The organism is Lentzea sp. NPDC036955, assembly GCF_055608005.1.
Genome location: NZ_JBVJRC010000001.1, coordinates 149,952 through 165,685, shown reverse-complemented (window position 1 = coordinate 165,685; position 15,734 = coordinate 149,952). Strand labels below are relative to the sequence as shown.

Sequence of the window (15,734 nt, the reverse complement as noted above, 5' to 3'; positions counted from 1 at the left end):
AGGATGAGCACCGTCGAGTTCGTCCAGGGCGACATCACCGAACAGCACGTCGACGTGGTCGTGAACGCCGCCAACTCCTCCCTGCTCGGCGGCGGGGGAGTGGACGGCGCGATCCACCGCCGAGGTGGTCCGGAGATCCTCGCCGAGTGCCGCGCACTGCGCGCCGGCCACTACGGCGGCGGCCTCAAGACCGGTCAGGCGGTGGCCACCACGGCGGGGCGCCTGCCCGCGCGCTGGGTCGTCCACACGGTCGGCCCGGTGTGGTCGGCCACCGAGGACCGCTCCGAGCTGCTCGCCGACTGCCACCGCAACTCGCTGCGGGTCGCGGCGGAGCTCGGGGCGGTGTCGGTCGCGTTCCCGGCGATCTCGACGGGCATCTACGGCTGGCCGGTGGAGTCGGCGGCGGAGATCGCGCTGGCGGCGGTCAGGGACGCGCCGGTGGAGCTGGTGCGGTTCGTGCTGTTCGACCGGAAGGCCTACGAGGCCTACGCGCGGCCGTAGCGAGCACCGGCACGGCGGGCCTCACGACGCCGTGCTCTCCCGCACTCGCAACGAGAACGGTGTCTGCACGTTCTCGACCGTCACGGCGTCCGCACCCACCCGCCGGTGCAGCAGGTCCACCGCGGCACGGGCGATAGCGCCCTTGTCCGGTGCGACCGACGTCAGCGAGGGCGAGCTGTAAGCGCTCTCCTCGTTGTTGTCGAACCCGACCACGGCCAGGTCCTGCGGCACCCGCACGAACCGCTCCGCGGCGGCCCGCATGGCGCCGGCGGCCAGCAGGTCGTTGAAGCAGAACACCGCGTCCGGCGGGTTCTCCAGGTCCAGCAACGAGTTCATCGCCGCCGCGCCGTCCGCGCGGTGGTAGTTCAACGCCGGCACGACCAGGGCCGGGTCGAACTCGATGCCCTCCACCTCCAGGGCGGTCCGGTAGCCCTCCAGGCGCAGCGCCGCCGTGCCGCGCTGCGGGTGGGCGCCGATCGCGGCGATGCGGGTGCGGCCCAGCGAGATCAGGTGCCGCACGGCGGTGGAGGCGGCGAGCACGTTGTCGATGCCCACGCGGGAGATCGGCACGTCCACCTCGTGCTCGCCGAGCAGCACCGTCGGGACCTCCAGCTGGAAGTCGCTGACCGCCTCCGGGCTCACGATCGCCGCGTCGACCAGGTGCGGGCCCAGTGCCTCCAGCGCCGCGCGTTCGCCGGCCAGCGTGCCGAAGGTCTGCTCGATCAGCACGTTCCACTCGTGCTCCTGGGCGGCGGCGATCACCAGGCCGGCGAGCTCGGCGAAGTAGGGGATGGAGAGCTCCGGCAGCACCAGGCCGATGAAGCCGGTGCGGCCGCGGCGCAGGTTGCGGGCGCCGAGGTTGGGGCGGTAGCCGGTGGCGGCCAGCGCCTCCTCCACCCGGCGGCGGTTGTCGGGTTTGACGAACGAGTAGCCGTTGACCACGTTCGAGACGGTCTTCACCGACACGCCTGCCAGGCGCGCGACGTCCTTGAGCGTGGCCAACTCAGCCTCCTGAAGAGGTACCGGGAAAGGTACCGGGAAGTCCGCGGTCTTTACATCGTTGGAACAACGATGCAAATCTAGCCCCTGAGAGCGCGACCACGCACCCGCACCGCGTAGGAGAGCCAACGATGTCCCTCAGTCGCACCCTGCCGATCGCCCTCGCCGCCGTGGCGCTCCTCGCGAGCTGCACGGCCAGGGAGGGCCAGCAGACGACGACCAGCGGTGGGCCGGCCGCGAGCGCCGCCGCGAACCAGAGCGGCGGCCCCGGCTGCGGCCGGGACAGGACCGGGTACCCGCAGGTCGAGCTCAAGGGCGCGGTCGTCGGCTTCTCGCAGTCGGAGAAGGAGGCGAACCCGTTCCGCACCGCCGAGACCCAGTCGATCAAGGACGAGGCGGCCGAGCGCGGGGTCGAGCTGCTCACCACGAACGCGCAGAGCGACCTCAACAAGCAGATCAGCGACATCAAGTCGTTGCTGGACCGCGGCGCGAAGCTGCTGATCGTGGCACCGCTGAACTCCGACGGCCTGCAGCCCGCGTTCGACGCGGCGAAGGCCAAGAAGGTGCCGGTGGTGACGATCGACCGCAAGGTGACGTCGCAACCCTGCACCGACTACCTCACGTTCATCGGCTCCGACTTCGTCGAGCAGGGCAAGCGGGCGGCCCAGGCGATGCTCAAGGCGACCGGCGGCAACGGCAAGGTCGCGATCCTGCTCGGCGCGTCGGGCAACAACGTCACGGTCGACCGCACCAAGGGCTTCAAGGACGGCATCGCCGGCACCGGGCTGACCGTCGTCGCCGAGCAGACCGGTGAGTTCGACCGCTCCAAGGGCCAGGCCGTGATGGAGCAGCTGATCCAGAGCAACCCGGACATCACCGCCGTCTACGCGGAGAACGACGAGATGGGCGTCGGTGCCGTGACCGCGCTCAAGGCCGCGGGCAAGCAGCCGGGCAAGGACGTGAAGATCGTGTCGGTCGACGGCACGCGCACCGCCGTGCAGCTCATCGCGGACGGCAGCTACACCGCCGTGGTCGAGTCCAACCCGCGCTTCGGCCCGCTCGCGTTCGACACGCTGGAGAAGTTCGCGGCCGGCCAGGAGATCCCGCAGAACATCGTGATCTCCGACGACGAGTACGACGCCACCAACGCCGCGCAGAAGCTCGCCAATGCCTACTGAACCCGTCATCGAGGTCGCGGGCGTCACGAAGGCGTTCGCGGGCGTCAAGGCGCTCGACGGCGTCGACTTCACCCTCCACCGGGGCTCGATCCACGCCCTGGTGGGGGAGAACGGCGCCGGCAAGTCGACGCTCATCAAGGTGCTGACCGGCATCCACCAGCCCGACGGCGGCGAGGTCCGGCGTGCCGGTCGCATCTCCACGATCTACCAGGAGGTCAACCTCATCCCGCTGATGAGCGTGGCCGGCAACCTGTTCCTCGGCCGCGAGCCGCGCACGCGGTTGGGCCTGATCGACCGCGCGAAGGCCATCGCCGACGCGCGGCGGATCTTGAGCGGTTACGGGATCACCGCCGACGTGGCGCAGCCGCTGGGTTCGCTGTCGGTCGGTGAGCAGCAGATGGTCGCACTGGCCCGCGCGGTCGAGGCCGACGCGGACGTCGTGATCATGGACGAGCCCACGTCGTCGCTCGAGCCGCGCGAGGTGGAGACGCTGTTCGCGGTCGTGGAACGGCTGCACGAGCGCGGCATCGCGATCGTCTACGTCAGCCACCGCATGGACGAGCTGTACCGGCTCTGCGACACCGTCACGGTGCTGCGCGACGGCCGGAAGGTCCACAGCGGACCACTGGCCGCCCTGCCCAGGATCGAGCTGGTGTCGCTCATGCTCGGCCGATCGGTCAGCGACATCAGAGCGGGTGGGACGACGGCGTTCGGCGAGGACCACCACGCCGGGAAGGAGCCCGTCCTGGAGGCGAGCGACCTGACCAGCAGGCCCAGGCTCAACGGGGTGAACGTGACCATCAGGCCGGGGGAGGTGGTGGGACTGGCCGGGTTGCTCGGCTCCGGCCGCACGGAGACCGCGAAGGCGATCATCGGTGCCATCCCCACCCAGCACGGCACCGTGCTCGTCGGCGGGAAGCCCGTGCCGCGCGGCAACGTCAAGGCCGCGATGCGCGCCGGCATCAGCATGCTCGCCGAGGACCGCAAGGCCGAGGGGATCATTCCGCACCTGTCCGTGCGGGAGAACATCGTGCTGGCCGCGCTGCCGGGACTCAGCCGGTTCGGACTGGTCAGCCGGGCGAAGCAGGACCGGATCGTGGACCTGTTCATCACGCGGCTGCGCATCAAGGTCTCCAGCCCGGAGCAGCGGGTCGCCGAGCTGTCCGGCGGCAACCAGCAGAAGGTGCTGCTGGCCCGCTGGCTCTGCGCGGAGCCCAGGGTGCTGCTGCTCGACGAGCCCACCCGCGGCATCGACGTCGGCGCCAAGGCCGAGGTGCAGGCGCTGATCGACGAGCTGGCGAAGGAGGGACTCGCGGTGCTGCTGATCAGCTCCGAGCTGGACGAGCTGCTCGACGGCGCCGACCGGCTCGTCGTGCTGCGCGACGGCCACGTCGCGGGCGAGCTGACCGGCGGTGAGCTGACCCGCGAGCACGTCCTCGCGGCCATCGCGGCGGAACCGGCGGAGGTGACCGATGACGCTGACCGCCACTAGGACGCGCTGGCTCCAGGACAACGGTGTCCACGTCGCCGTTGCCGCCCTGCTGCTGTTCAACGTGCTGTTCACGGCGAACTTCCTGACCGCGGGCAACTTCCGCACCCAGCTGGTCCAAGCCGCGCCGGTGCTGGTCGTCGCGCTGGGCATGGCACTGGTGATCGGCACCGAGGGCGTCGACCTGTCCGTCGGCGCCGTCATGGCACTGGCCGCCGCGCTCATCCCGCTGTACCTGGGGTACGGCCCGGTGCCCGCCGTCCTGATCGCGCTCGCGGTCGGCCTGGCGGCGGGCGGGTTCAACGGCTTCCTGGTCGCACGGGTGGGCATCCAGCCCATCGTGGCGACGCTCGCGCTGCTGGTCGCCGGGCGCGGTCTCGCCCTGGTGATCGCCAACGGTCAGCTGGTCCAGCTGCACGACCCGGCGTTCCTGGCGCTGGGCACCGACGACGTGTTCGGCCTGCCGATCAGCGTGCTCGTCGCCGTCGTCCTCGCGATCCTCGTGGCGGGACTGGTCAACCGCACCACGTTCGGGCGCCAGCTCGTCGCGGTCGGCGGCAACCGCAGGGCCGCGCACCTGGCGGGGCTGCCGGTCAGCCGGGTGCTGGTCGGGGTCTACGCGATCACCGGCGTGCTCGCCGCCGTCGCGGGCGTGCTCGCCACGTCCCGGCTCGCCGCGAGCGACCCCGCCGACATCGGCCTGCTGATGGAGCTGTCCGCGATCACCGCCGTCGTCGTCGGCGGAACCCCGTTGACCGGCGGGAAGGTCCGCGTCCTCGGCACGGTCATGGGCGTGGTGCTGATGCAGCTCGTGCGGGCCACCCTGATCAAGCACGACCTGCCCGACTCCATCGCGCAGATGATCCAGGCCGCGATCATCGTGGCCGCCGTCTACGTCGCGAGGGAGCGCCGATGACGACCACCCTCGCCTCCGCCCGCACGAAGGTCCTGCAACGCCAGGGCGCGGCCGTCGCGCTCGTGCTGATGGTCGTCGTGGCGTGGCTGGTGTTCCCGCGCTTCGGCAGCCTCGACAACGTCCGCGACCTCGCGCTGCAGGGATCGTTCCTGGCCGTGATCGCGATCGGCATGACGTTCGTGATCATCACCGGCGGCATCGACCTGTCCGTCGGCTCGCTCTACGCGCTGGGCGGCGTGCTCGCGGCGTACGGCTCGCAGTGGGGCTTCTTCGGCGCCCTGCTGCTGCCGTTGCTGGTCTGCGGGCTCATCGGCGTGGTCAACGGCCTGCTCATCGCCCGCACGAGCATGGCGCCGTTCATCGTCACGCTGGCCTCGCTGCTGTTCGCCCGCGGCCTGCTGCTGGTGATCACCGACGAGGGGGCGACGACCTACCGGATCGCACCGGACTCGGCGTTCGTCGAGCTGGGCCGCGGCACGGTGTTCGGCTTCGGACACCCGGTGTTCATTGCGCTCGTGCTGGCCGCGCTCGGCGGTCTGCTGCTCAACCGCACCAACTTCGGCCAGAACGTGTTCGCCACCGGCGGCGCGGAGTCCTCGGCGATCTTGATGGGCGTCCCCGTCGCGCGCACCAAGGTCCTCGTCTACACCATGAGCGGCGTGCTGTCGGGACTGGCCGGCGCGCTCACCGCCGCCTACCTGCAGTCCGGTGTCACGGTCATCGGCGTCGGCACCGAGCTGGACGCGATCTCCGTGGTCGTCATCGGCGGCACGCTGCTGACCGGCGGCGCGGGCACCGTGCTCGGCACCATGATCGGTGTCGGCCTGCGCACGGTGATCCAGAACGTCATCAACCAGATCGGCACGCTCGACAGCAACTTCCAGTCCGTCGTCAGCGGCGTCTTCCTGCTCATCGTCGTCGTCCTGCAACGAACACTCCGGAGATAGGAGAGCCATGACCAGACGCGTCCTGGGCGTATTGGTCGGATTCCTCGTCGCAGCAACAACCGTCACACCGACGGCCGCGCAGGCCGCCGAGTGGCAACCGAAACCCGCACCCCTCACGACACCGTGGACCAGCCAGGTGTCACCGGCCAACGCCCTGCCCGAGTACCCGCGACCGCAGCTGGTCCGGCAGGAGTGGCAGAACCTCAACGGGGTCTGGGAGTTCACGGGTGCTCCCGACCTCAGCTCACCGCCCTTCGGCAGGCCGCTGGCCGAAGGGGTCCTCGTGCCGTACCCGGTCGAGTCCGCCCTGTCGGGCATCAAACGGCACGAGGACACCATGTTCTACCGCCGGACCTTCGCCATTCCGTCCACCTGGGACGGTCGCAGGGTGAAGCTCAACTTCGGCGCGGTCACCTGGGAGACCAGGGTCTGGGTCAACGGCACCCAGGTCGGCACGCACACCGGTGGCTTCGACGCGTTCTCGTTCGACATCACGCCCGCCCTGCGCGCGGGCAGCAACGAGGTCATCGTCGGCGTGCACTCGCCGGTCGACGGCAGCCGCTACCCGATCGGCAAGCAGCGCCGCACCCCGGACGGCATCTTCTACACCGCCGCGTCCGGGATCTGGCAGACCGTCTGGCTGGAACCCGTGCGGGCGCAGCACATCACCCGCCTCGACACCACACCGGACGTGCCCGGCGGCGCGCTCGACCTGGTCGTGCAGGGCACCGCGGGCCAGACCGTGACCGCCCAGGTGCTCAGCGGCGGCCAGGTCGTGGGCACGACGACCGGGCAGACCGGTGCGCGCCTGCGGGTCCCGGTGCCGAACGCGCGGCTGTGGTCGCCGGACGACCCGTTCCTCTACGACCTGCGGGTGACGTCGAGCAGCGGTGACGCGGTCACCGGCTACTTCGGCATGCGCTCGCTCGGCAAGGCGCTGGTCGGCGGTGTCATGCGGCCGTTGCTCAACGGGAAGTTCGTGTTCCAGCTCGGCACGCTCGACCAGGGCTACTGGCCCGACGGCATCTACACCGCCCCGACCGACGCGGCCCTGCGGTGGGACCTCGAACGCCAGAAGGCACTGGGGTTCAACATGGTCCGCAAGCACATCAAGGTCGAGCCGGCCCGCTGGTTCTACCACGCCGACCGGCTGGGCCTGCTGGTGTGGCAGGACATGCCGTCGCTCGACGCCGTCGACGAGGTCCCGAACGGCCACACCGCGTTCGAGTCCGAGCTGCGCCGGGTGATCGACCAGCTCAAGGGCATCACGTCGATCGTGCAGTGGGTGCCGTTCAACGAGGGCTGGGGCGAGTACGACGCCGGCCGCATCACCGACCTGGTGCGGTCGATCGACGGCACCAGGCTCGTCAACCACAACTCCGGCGCCAACTGCTGCGTCTCCGACCCGGACCCCGGCAACGGCGACGTCATCGACGACCACCACTACCAGATCACCACGGCCACCAGGACACCCGACGCGCGCCGGGTGGCGGTGCTCGGCGAGTTCGGCGGTCTCGGCCGCCGGATCACCGGTCACGAGTGGCAGCCCGGCCGCGGGTTCGCCTACGGCGCCCTGTACCCGGACGAGACGTCGCTGACCACGCGGTACGTGGAGATCACCAAGCAGGTCGCCCGCATGGTGCACACGCGCGGCCTGTCCGGCTCGGTCTACACCGAACCGTACGACGTGGAGAACGAGGTCAACGGCTTCTACACCTACGACCGCCAGGTGCTGAAGATGACCGAGGCACGGGTGCGCGAGATCAACCTGCGCGTCCTGGCGATCGCGAACGGCACGGCGGTCGGCCCGGACGACGTGGTCTCGTTGCGGGTCACCACCTCCGGCCACACCGACCGCTACCTGCGCCACCGCGACGGCCTGGCGCGCACCGACGTGCCGTCCTCCGACCTGGACCGCCTGGACGCCACGTTCTTCGCGCGGCCCGGTCTCGCGGACGCCTCGTGCCTGTCGTTCGAGTCGCGCAACTTCCCCGGCCGGTACCTGCGGCACAGCGGCGCGCGGATCGGCACGGCGGCGAACCCGGCCGCGGGCGACGCGACGTTCTGCGCCCGCGCGGGTTCCGGCGGCACCGCGCTGGAGTCGTACAACCAGCGCGGTGCGTTCATCCGGCACTACGGCGAGAACGTCTACCTGGCGCGTTCCGGCGGCCCGAACCCGTGGGACACCGCGAGCTCGTTCGCCGCGGACACCACGTGGGCGGTGGCGGGTGCGCTGTGGCGCAGCGGCGCGGACCTGCCGCTGGACCAGGCCCGGTCGTTCCGGGTGACCACGCCCGGCTTCACCGACCGCTACCTGCGGCACCGGGACGGCCTGGCCCGCACGGACGTCGTCGCCGGCGGCAGCGACGCGGTGCTCAAGGCGGACGCGACGTTCGTGGTCCGGCGCGGTCTCGCCGACCCGTCGTGCTACTCGCTGGAGGCCCGCAACTTCCCGAACCAGTTCCTGAGGCACGCCAACTTCCGCGTCCAGCTCGGCACGAACGACAACACCGACCTGTTCCGCCGCGACGCGACGTTCTGCGCCCAGCCGGGGCGGGGCGGCGTGCGGCTGGAGTCGTTCAACGAGCTCGGCACCAACATCAGGCACTACGCAGAGGAGGTTTGGGTCGCATCGAGCGGCGGCGCACACGTCTACGACAACCCTGCAGGTTATGCCGAGGACGTCAGCTGGGCCGCCACCTCACCCTGGGCACCCTAGGAGGAAAAGTGTTGCTGCGCGTTGTTTCCGTATCAGCTCTCGTACTCAGCACCATCGTCGTCCCCGCCGCCGTGGCCTCCGCCGAGGTCGTCGACGCCATGAGCCGCGACTTCGGCATCAGCAAGGCCGAGGCGGTGACGCGGATCGGCCAGGAGAAGACCGCGCTGCGCATCGACCCGTCCGCGCAGGCGGCGGCCGGTGACGCCTACGGCGGCAGCTGGTTCGCCGACGGCAAGCTGAACGTCGCCGTCACCGACCCGGCGAAGGCCGACGCCGTGCGGGCCACCGGTGCGACACCGGTGCTGCGGGCGAAGTCGCTCGCGTCGCTGACCGCGGTGAAGAACGACATCGACCGGATGTCGAAGTCCGGCAAGATCCCGTCCGGCATCGCGTCGTGGAGAGTCGACGTGCCGAGCGGCACGGTCGTCGTCGAGGCCGAGCCCGCTGCGGACGTCTCCGCACTGCCGGAGGACGTCGTGGTCCAGCGCGACGGCGTCCGGCAGCCGCAGACGTTCGCCGCGGGAACCGTCGGCGGCGACCCGTTCTACACCGGCAACGTCCGGTGCTCGATCGGGTTCTCCGTGCACGGCGGCTACGTGACGGCCGGGCACTGCAACGTCGGCGCCTGGAACGTCCACGGCTGGGACCGCTCCTGGCAGGGCGAGTTCGTCGGCTCGTCGTTCCCCACCGACGACTACGGCTGGGTGCGCACCGGCGGCGGCTGGTGGAACGTGCCGGTCGTGCTCGGCTGGGGGCAGGTGAGCGACGCCCTGGTGCGCGGTTCGTGGGAGGCCCCGCCCGGCACGTCCGTGTGCCGCTCTGGCTCGACCACGCACTGGCACTGCGGTGTGGTGCAGGGCCGCAACGAGACCGTGAACTACCAGCAGGGCGCGGTCTACGAGATGGTCGGCACGTCGGTGTGCGCGGAGCCGGGCGACTCCGGCGGCTCGTTCATCACCGGTGACCAGGCCCAGGGCGTGACGTCCGGCGGCTACGGCAACTGCGCGAGCGGCGGCCGCACGTGGTTCCAGCCGGTCAACGAGATCCTGCGGGTCTACGGCCTGACGCTGCTCACGGCCTGACGGCAGGGGCGGTGGCGGTCAGGTGAACATGATCCTGGCCGCCACCGCCCGTCCCAGCCACGTCCGCAGCCCGCTGAACGCGGCCTCCGCCACACCGGGCCCCCGCACCAGCGACAACCCCCGCCGCATGGCCCCGCGCGCCACGTACCGCCGCCGCAGCCCCGCCCCGTCGTAGTGCTCCAGCACGTACCGGTTGCCGCTGCGCAGGTAGTCGGCCGTGACCGACGCCGCCAGCTCCGACATCCGCATGCACGGGTCGAGCCCGCCCGCGGTCAACGGCGACACCGCCCCCGCCGCGTCGCCGACCAGCAACCCCTCGGTGCTGACGATCCGGCGCAGCACCCCGCCCACCGGGATCGGCCCACCACGCCGCCGGACCGGGCCGGTGGGTGCGGGGGTGGGAAAGCCGTCCTTGAACCTGCGCAGCAGCCGGGGCAGCGGCGCGGTGAACCGGTCGGCGCGGCCGGCGAGCCCGACGTGGGCGTGCTCGCCGTCGTCGATCACCCAGGCCAGGTAGCCGGGCGCGAGCCGCGGGTCGAGCACGCAGTGGAACGTCGGCGTCCCGCCGGGAGCGACCGGGTAGACCTCCTCGACACCGGTGATCATCGTGCGGTTGACGTCGAGCCCGAGCTGCCGCGCGACCGTCGACCGCGCCCCGTCCGCACCGATCGTGAACCGCGCCTTCACGGCCTTCGCCGGGTAGCCGGCGTTGAGGGTGACCTGCGCACCGGCCCGCCGGGCGTCGTCGACCGCCTGCGCGTACACGCCCTCCATGTGCCCGACGCGGAACTCATCGCGACCGCTGACGAGCTCCACCGGCCTGGTCAGGCTCGGCGGGTACAGCACCACCCTGCGCACCGCCGGCCCCAGGTGCGGCAGGTCGAAGTCCTCCAGCGTGCGCCGCACGAAGATGCCGGTGGTGCGGATGCCGGTGCCGAGGTCGCCGCGCCGTTCGCACACGGCCACGTCCAACCCGGCCTCGGTGAGCAGGCGGGCGGTGCGCAGACCGGCCAGTCCCGCGCCCACGACGAGCACGTCCACGGTGTCCATGCCCGACGGTAGAACGCGCCCGGCGCGCGGTTGCCCGCTGTGCGCGGCCCTTTCACCGAACCTGCACAGGTCCTGCACATCCCGCACGGGTATTCCCTCAGCGCCGCCAAGAGGTGAGAATCGTTCGCGTGGGGGATGCGCGCGTGCGGACCGTCGAGAGCAGGGCAGGCGTCACCGCGTTCCTGGCCGGTGTGTGGTTGATCGCGGCGCCACCGGTCCTGCACTTCGACGCGGCGGTGAACGCCTTCGAGCCCTACTGGGTGTCCATGGGCCTCGCGGTGCTGGTCATGCTGCTCGGCATGGTCCGCGCGATGGCACCGCTGGACGTGCCGCTGCTGCGCCAGATCACGATCGCACTGGCCCTCGCCCTGGTAGTGGCGGCGCTGCTGCGCGACTCCGACTGGAACTCCGTCGTGTGGCTCAACCAGCTGGTGGTGAGCGGGGTCATCGCCCTGACCGCCGCGGTGGCGCTGGCGGTCACCCTCCGCCGGTGACCACCGGTGGATCAGTCGATGACCGCCGTGGCCTCGATCTCGACCAGGTGTTCCGGCACGTCCAGCGCCTGGACGCCGATGAGCGTGGCCGGCGGCCGGGGCGTGCTGCCCGCCTCCGCAGCCGCCCTCGCGATGCCTTCGAGCAGCTGCGGCATCTTGTCCGGCGTCCAGTCCACGACGTACACGGTGACCTTGACGAGGTCGTCGAACGTCGCGCCGACGCTCCGCAGCGCCGTGTGGACGTTGAGGTAGGCCTGCGCGACCTGCTCGGCCAGGTCGGGCCCGGCGTCCCAGGCGACCTGCCCGGCGACGTGCACCGTCCTCCCGCTCGCCACCGCCACCTGGTGGTAGACGTCGATCTGCGGCAGGCCGTCGGGGTTGACCAGGGTGATCATGTTCAGGTTCTCGCTCTCTTGTGGTTACTGGGAAACCATAGGAGAGTGAACGCTGACCTGGAAGAACGCACTTTATCGTGACTGGGGAACCTAAAGGTGAGCAAGCAGTTCACGCTGCCGCAGGACGCGGACCTGGCCCGCGCTGACTCGCTGGCGCGCGAGATCTTCTCCGACGTCGCCAACAAGTGGGCGCTGCTGATCATCGAGGCGATCGGTGACGAGACCCGGCGGTTCACGGAGCTGCGCGCCCTGGTCGACGGGATCAGCCACAAGATGCTCACGCAGAACCTGCGGCTGCTGGAGCGCAACGGGCTGGTGTCGCGGTTCGTGCACCCGACCGTGCCGCCGCGGGTCGACTACGCGCTGACGGAACCGGGCCGGGAGCTGCGCCAGACCGTCGACGCCATGTGCGCGTGGACGACGAAGCACCTGCGGGAGATCGAAGCGGCCCGCCGTTCGTTCGACGCCTGAGCGCAGGCGTCAACCGCGACCGCGGGCGCGGTGAGCAGTGGTGTTCGGCGGTCTCGCCTGACAACGCGTGCCGTATGGTCGTGCTGTGCTCGGCACCGCACCCCGTCTTCCGCTTGTCGCGTTGGTCTGTGGAGTTGCCGTTGCGCTTGGCGTTGGGGTGGCAGTCGTGACGCTGCGGGGCCTGGTCGCGCAGGACACGTCCACAGGTGACCGTCCGACGACGGGAACGAGCTGCGTCCAACCAGAGCTCACGAACGGCGAGACTTTCAGCCGGGTGCTCGAAGGGCCTTTGGACACCAGCGGTGGCACTTCTGGCCGATGGACTCCTCCCGCATGTCACCCGACGTCCTTCTCCGGGTAGACGGGCGCCTCCGCGACCACGCATCCGCCCGGAAAGACCTGAGGACACCACCGCCCGCCGACACACCGGTCAGGCGCCCCGATGACTCTTCGAAGTAGTCCCTTACGTCTTCTTCGCACGTCACGTACCCTGTTGGCCCATTCGAAGGCAGCGAGCCCGTCTTCGCCGCCGAGAGGAGGGACGGGGTCCTGGTCCGGTCTCTGGTCGTGCGGGACAGCTCGGTGTTCGTCGGTCGCCGCGACGAGCTCGAGGTGATGGACCGCGCGCTGCGCAACCTGCCCGCGCTGGTGCAGGTGGAGGGGGAAGCGGGGATCGGCAAGAGCCGGCTCGTGCGTGAGCTGCTCGCGTCGGAGGAGGCCGCTGGGCGCACCGTCCTGACGGGACACTGCCAGCAGTTGCGCGAGCCGTTCATCCTGGGGCCGGTGCTGGAGGCGCTCGGCCGGTGCCGCGCGCGGATCGAGCGGTGCGGGCCGCTGAGCCCGGTGACGGCGGCACTGCGGGAGGCGCTGCCCGAACTGGCCGACGTGCTGCCGGAGCCGGTGACCGTGAACGGCAGCCACTCGTTCGACCGGCACCTGCTGTTCCGGGCGATCCGCGCGGTGCTGGTGGCGCTGGGGGAGACCGTGCTGGTGGTCGAGGACCTGCACTGGGCCGACGACGGGACGCTGCAGCTGCTCCGGTTCCTGATGGCCGACCCGCCCGCGGGGTTGGCGGTGGTGGTGACCTACCGGCGTGAGGACCTGCCCACCGCGATGCCGCTGGGCACGGCGTACCGGCCTGGACCGGGCGTGACGACGGAACTGGTGCGGCCTGCCCCGCTGACCGTGGACGAGGTGGCCGCGCTCGCCGCGGCCGCGCTGGAGACGGACGAGGTGAGCGATGAGTTCACCGCGGAGCTGCACGGGCACACCGCGGGGCTGCCGCTCGTCGTCGAGGAGGTCCTGCGCTCGTTGCGCGGCGGCTCGGACGAGGTGGTGGCGAACAGCGCGGCCGTGCGGCGGCTGACGAGCGGTGGCGAGGTTCCGGCGTTGTTGCTGGAGTCCGCGGCGGAGCGGCTGGGTGCGTTGCCCGCGGAGGCCGGGCAGTTCGTGCGCGCGGCGGCCGTCCTGGCCGTGCCGGCGACGGTCCACCTCATCGGCGAGGTCGCCGGACTGGACGGGAGCGCGGTACGTGCCGCCGCCACCGAGGCGCTGGCGAGCACGTTGCTGCACGACGGCGGCGCCGGGGTCCTGGAGTTCCGGCACACGCTGGCCCGGCAGGCCGTCTACCGCGCGGTGGGGGTGCTGGAGCGGTACGAGCTGCACGAGCGCGCGGTGGTGGTGCTCGCCGGGCTCGACCGGCCGCCGTTGGTGCAGTTGGCCGAGCACTGCAGGAGGGTGGGGCGGCGCGAGGACTGGCTGCGCTACGGCGAGGCCGCCGCCGACCAGGCGCTCGTGCTGTCCGACGCGTCCGCGGCGATCCCGCTGCTGCGGCGCCTGCTGGCCGAGCCGTGGCTGTCCGGTGCCGAGGTGGACCGGCTGGGGACGAAGCTCGGTGAGGTCTCGGCGCTCGGGCTCGACTCGTACGGCCCGGCGGAGGCGCTGGAGAAGCTGCTGGTCGACCCGAGGTTGTCCGAGGGTGCGCGCGGCGAGGTGCGCATGCTGCTGGCGATGCTCTTCGTCAAGCAGGAGGAAGGCGTCGCGAAGGCGCGCGCGCAGATGGAGATCGCCGTCGGTGAGCTCGCCGGCCGGCCGGACCTCGCGGCCAGGGCGATGAGCATGCTGTCCCAGCCGTTCATCGGGGACACCCCGCTCACCGAGCTCAGGCCGTGGCTGCGCAAGGCCGACGAGGCGATCGACCGCAGCGCCGACCCCGCGATGCGGATGTCGTTGCTGGCCAACGTGATCGGCTCGCTGGTCGTCATCGGCGACGCCGGGGTCCGCGACCGGTTGACGGCGGTGCCGGAGACGGGCCGGACGATGGCCGAACACCGCCAGGTCGCCCGGGTTCACTGCAACCTGGCCGACGCGATGACCACGATCGGCATGTTCGGCGACGCCCGCCGGTACCTGCGGACGGGAATCCGGGCGGCGGAGGAGACCGGCAGCCTGTACGTGCTGAGCGGAGCGCGGAGCACCGCGCTGGTCCTCGACTGGTTCACGGGAGCCTGGGACGGTCTGGCGGCCAGGGCGCGGGCCCTGCTGGCCGAGTACCACGAGCTCGCCGCGATCACCGACGAGCTGAACATGGTGCTCGGCCTGTACGCGCTGGCCCGCGGCGAACGGGCGGCGGCCGTCGCCCACTTCACCGGCACCCACGTCCGCACTCCGCGCAACGCGTTCGCACCGGTCGCGCTCGGCTGCGCCGCCGGTCTGGTCCGGATCGCGCTGCGCGACGGTGACGTGGAGCGTGCGGGGATCGAGGCGGACGCGGGCATGGCGCTGCTGCGCAGCAAGGGCGTGTGGGCGTGGGCGGGAGAGGTCGCACCCTCTGCCGTGGACGCCTACCTGGCGGCGGACCGGGTCGCCGACGCCGAGGCCGTCGTGCGGGACTTGACGGACGGGGTGAGCGGGATGGACGCGCCGCTCGCCGTGGCCGCGTTGCACAGTTGTCACGGCGCGCTCGCCGACCACGACGGTCGGTCGTCGATCGACCACCACACCGCTGCAGCGCGCGCGTACGAGGAGATGGGTGCGTCGTACTTGGCCGTCGGGGCACGGGAGCGTGCCGACACCTCCCTGCTCGCCGGCGACCCGGCGGCAGCGGTGCGGGCGTTCACCCGGACCATCGACGACTACGAGGCACTGGGCGCCACCTACGACTCCGCCCGCTGCCGGCACCTGCTGCGGGAGTTCGGGGTCAGGGCGACCCCTTCGCGTGCCGGTCGCCGGGGTTATGGCTCTGACCTGTCACCTCGTGAGCGCGAGGTGGCCAGGCTGGTGGCCGCGGGCAGCAGCAACAACGAGATAGCGGACGTCCTCTTCCTGTCGCCGCGCACGGTCGAGCAACACGTCGCCAAGGTGTTGCGCAAACTGGGGGTGACCCGGCAGTCCTTGCGGGACAACGACCACCTCATCGGCCGGGGCTGAGACGAAGCCAGGGGGTGCCCGGCGGTGGTGACCGCCGGGCACCCCTGTTCCTGCGCGGGGACCG

General features: G+C 71.4%; 13 protein-coding genes. 10 read left to right on the top strand and 3 right to left on the bottom strand.

Annotated features, from left to right (window positions below; all coding sequences use genetic code 11):
• Positions 1–3 precede the first annotated feature (3 nt).
• Positions 4–501: an O-acetyl-ADP-ribose deacetylase gene (locus ACZ7CF_RS00825; RefSeq protein ID WP_470368477.1), complete on the top strand. Its 498-nt coding sequence runs from the start codon at positions 4–6 to the stop codon at positions 499–501.
• A gap of 21 nt (positions 502–522) precedes the next feature.
• On the opposite strand, the gene ACZ7CF_RS00820 is transcribed toward ACZ7CF_RS00825, so the two are convergent.
• Positions 523–1,503, bottom strand: a complete 981-nt coding sequence (locus tag ACZ7CF_RS00820) for a LacI family DNA-binding transcriptional regulator (protein WP_470368476.1) — start codon at positions 1,501–1,503, stop codon at positions 523–525.
• Positions 1,504–1,631: 128 nt separating this feature from the next.
• Between ACZ7CF_RS00820 and ACZ7CF_RS00815 the strand changes: the two genes are divergently transcribed.
• Genes ACZ7CF_RS00815 through ACZ7CF_RS00790 form a run of 6 tightly spaced genes read left to right on the top strand, consistent with a single transcriptional unit; the run spans position 1,632 to position 9,831 of the window.
• Positions 1,632–2,678: an ABC transporter substrate-binding protein gene (locus ACZ7CF_RS00815; RefSeq protein WP_360387752.1), complete on the top strand. Its 1,047-nt coding sequence runs from the start codon at positions 1,632–1,634 to the stop codon at positions 2,676–2,678.
• Positions 2,668–4,170, top strand: a complete 1,503-nt coding sequence (locus ACZ7CF_RS00810; RefSeq protein WP_470368475.1) for a sugar ABC transporter ATP-binding protein — start codon at positions 2,668–2,670, stop codon at positions 4,168–4,170. The genes ACZ7CF_RS00815 and ACZ7CF_RS00810 overlap by 11 nt, the downstream gene beginning before the upstream one ends.
• The gene (locus ACZ7CF_RS00805; protein ID WP_470368474.1) at positions 4,151–5,083 is read left to right on the top strand and encodes an ABC transporter permease; all 933 of its coding nucleotides are present in this window, start codon (positions 4,151–4,153) and stop codon (positions 5,081–5,083) included. Before ACZ7CF_RS00810 ends, ACZ7CF_RS00805 begins: the two co-directional genes overlap by 20 nt.
• On the top strand, positions 5,080–6,030 hold the full coding sequence (locus ACZ7CF_RS00800; RefSeq protein WP_360387761.1) for an ABC transporter permease: 951 nt from the start codon (positions 5,080–5,082) through the stop codon (positions 6,028–6,030). Before ACZ7CF_RS00805 ends, ACZ7CF_RS00800 begins: the two co-directional genes overlap by 4 nt.
• Positions 6,031–6,037: 7 nt before the next feature.
• A complete protein-coding gene (locus ACZ7CF_RS00795; RefSeq protein ID WP_470368473.1) occupies positions 6,038–8,749 on the top strand; it encodes an AbfB domain-containing protein in 2,712 nt (903 codons plus the stop codon).
• 8 nt (positions 8,750–8,757) lie between these two features.
• On the top strand, positions 8,758–9,831 hold the full coding sequence (locus ACZ7CF_RS00790) for a S1 family peptidase (protein ID WP_470368472.1): 1,074 nt from the start codon (positions 8,758–8,760) through the stop codon (positions 9,829–9,831).
• 18 nt (positions 9,832–9,849) lie between these two features.
• Here ACZ7CF_RS00790 and ACZ7CF_RS00785 read toward each other — a convergent pair whose 3' ends face one another.
• The gene (locus tag ACZ7CF_RS00785; protein WP_470368471.1) at positions 9,850–10,881 is read right to left on the bottom strand and encodes an FAD-dependent oxidoreductase; all 1,032 of its coding nucleotides are present in this window, start codon (positions 10,879–10,881) and stop codon (positions 9,850–9,852) included.
• Positions 10,882–11,009: 128 nt separating this feature from the next.
• Between ACZ7CF_RS00785 and ACZ7CF_RS00780 the strand changes: the two genes are divergently transcribed.
• On the top strand, positions 11,010–11,375 hold the full coding sequence (locus ACZ7CF_RS00780) for a hypothetical protein (protein WP_470368470.1): 366 nt from the start codon (positions 11,010–11,012) through the stop codon (positions 11,373–11,375).
• 11 nt (positions 11,376–11,386) lie between these two features.
• On the opposite strand, the gene ACZ7CF_RS00775 is transcribed toward ACZ7CF_RS00780, so the two are convergent.
• Positions 11,387–11,770: a RidA family protein gene (locus tag ACZ7CF_RS00775; RefSeq protein ID WP_360387775.1), complete on the bottom strand. Its 384-nt coding sequence runs from the start codon at positions 11,768–11,770 to the stop codon at positions 11,387–11,389.
• 96 nt (positions 11,771–11,866) lie between these two features.
• On the opposite strand from ACZ7CF_RS00775, the gene ACZ7CF_RS00770 reads away from it, so the two are divergent.
• Positions 11,867–12,241, top strand: a complete 375-nt coding sequence (locus ACZ7CF_RS00770) for a winged helix-turn-helix transcriptional regulator (protein ID WP_360387778.1) — start codon at positions 11,867–11,869, stop codon at positions 12,239–12,241.
• Between the two features lie 582 nt (positions 12,242–12,823).
• Complete coding sequence (locus ACZ7CF_RS00765) at positions 12,824–15,670, top strand: helix-turn-helix transcriptional regulator (RefSeq protein ID WP_470368469.1); 2,847 nt, start codon at positions 12,824–12,826, stop codon at positions 15,668–15,670.
• Positions 15,671–15,734: the final 64 nt, after the last annotated feature.